General features: G+C 58.8%; 2 protein-coding genes, 1 tRNA gene and 1 pseudogene. All 4 read left to right on the top strand.

Annotation, left to right across the window (positions count from 1 at the left end; all coding sequences use genetic code 11):
• Positions 1–182, top strand: a 182-nt coding sequence (locus tag LB566_RS30275) for a hypothetical protein (protein WP_224629790.1), incomplete at its 5' end; no start/stop codon positions are given.
• A gap of 17 nt (positions 183–199) precedes the next feature.
• A tRNA-Met gene (locus LB566_RS30270) sits at positions 200–276 on the top strand.
• Between the two features lie 613 nt (positions 277–889).
• Complete coding sequence (locus tag LB566_RS30265) at positions 890–1,156, top strand: type II toxin-antitoxin system ParD family antitoxin (protein ID WP_140525844.1); 267 nt, start codon at positions 890–892, stop codon at positions 1,154–1,156.
• Between the two features lie 3 nt (positions 1,157–1,159).
• Positions 1,160–1,470: pseudogene (locus tag LB566_RS30260) on the top strand (type II toxin-antitoxin system RelE/ParE family toxin).
• The last annotated feature ends 243 nt before the right edge of the window (positions 1,471–1,713 follow it).

Genomic DNA, 1,713 nt, shown 5'->3' with positions numbered 1-1,713 from the left:
GTCTGATGCATGTCGTTGTCCCAAAACCGCTGACACTTTGGGGCGACATGCATAAAGGCCCGCCAACGGGACAACGGGCCGCTCTAAGCGGCCCTTTCAATTTGGCGGCGCGAAGCAGGCAAACGCCCGCTTCCAAAAATCGAAGCAGAAAACACCTGCTTCCAGAGATCGAAGCAAGCTGACGCTTGCCCACAGGTGGCGCGGGGTGGAGCAGCCCGGTAGCTCGTCAGGCTCATAACCTGAAGGTCACAGGTTCAAATCCTGTCCCCGCAACCAAATACAAAACAGCCCGGCTCAACCCGGGCTGTTTTGTATCCGGCTGATCGCGCCAGGCTGATTCGAGAACCCTCATCAGAGCCCCGCAAAAACCCAAAGCCCACCCCACCCCACGCCACAAAAGCAAATCCTCTCCCCAAACCAAACCAAACCCAATCCGCCCGCCAGAACCATACAAGCCAAGCAAAAGCGTTCACGGAGCCAGGCCTCAGTCGCTCCATGCCTCGGAGCCAAGACGAGCTCTGAGTTCGCGCAGCGGACAAATCGGGCTCCCAGAGCCGAGGCCCACCACGAAAATGCGAATCGAGGCGGCGGTCCGTAATTAATGCGAAATGAATTCAGCCGGCAGGATCCCATCTCAGCCGGCTTCGGTGTCAGCCGTCCCGCCTGGATCGCGAGGAGCAGACCCCATCCATCGGCTGCAGGCGCGAACCTCGATCGCGTCACCCCGACTAAGGCGGTTTCCCGGTTGTGCCGAAGCAAGCGATCCGAGCCTGTCTGCGAGACAATCGGATCAAAATGCAGGATGGTCGACGTCGGCCGAAATTGCTAATATCTGACATCTATTGCTAAATCCATGCCGTGATCCCATATCTCTTTCCGGGAGATTGTCATGCCCAACTACGCTCTGAACGACCACTATGAGCGCTTCATCAGGAAGCAGCTCGAATCAGGTCGCTACAACAATGCCAGCGAGGTTGTCCGCGCCGGCCTGCGCATGCTCGAGGATTTCGAGGCGGAGCGGGAAAGATGGCTGCGCGAGGAAATTCCGGGCCGCTTGGCCGAACTCCAGCAGGATCCAGCTAAAGGAATCCCGGCCGAAGCGGTTTTTTCTCGGCTGGAGGCGCGCCATCGCGCGAAACAGGCGAAAGCCAAGTAGGGGATGGACTATCGGATCGTCTTTCATCCCGCTGCACAAGCCGAACTCGAACGGCTCTATGACGACATAGCCGAGCGGGCATCCCGGCGATCGCCTGGAATTTTGTCGCGGGTATTCAAGACCATTGTCTCGGTCTATCGACTTTTCCACAGCGTGGCACCGAGCGGCGCGAGATCATGCCCGGACTGCGGATCATCGGCTACCGACGGGCGGTCAGCATTGCCTTTGCGGTCGAGGGCGAGCAGGTGCTGATCCTGGGCATCTTCTACGCAGGCCGGAACATCACACCGGAATCGCTGGAGGATCGCCGCTGAAAGCCGCTCGCGCAAGGTCCGCGGCCGTCGGGCGGACAGCGGTTTCAAAGCGAGGCATACGGTCCGAAGCGAGTATCCCAGGCGCGACCAAGCGCAAAAAGCGATGTGGAAACTCAGCCTAGCCAACTCACGAATCTCGACCCCGTGGATATCTCCACGAGAAATCTCAAAAACTTCTTGGATCGGTGTTGACAGTTTGTCTGGGTGGCGACTATATACGCCTCACGAACGAGGGCGGTGCGC

Origin of the sequence: Mesorhizobium sp. CA13 (assembly GCF_020165235.1) — a bacterium.
GTDB lineage: Bacteria > Pseudomonadota > Alphaproteobacteria > Rhizobiales > Rhizobiaceae > Mesorhizobium.
This window is presented reverse-complemented; position numbering and strand designations above follow the sequence as displayed.

What these genes read in the sequence shown, in the direction of transcription:
- LB566_RS30265 (WP_140525844.1), top strand. Translation starts at nt 890, where the DNA reads ATGCCCAACTACGCTCTGAACGACCACTATGAGCGCTTCATCAGGAAG.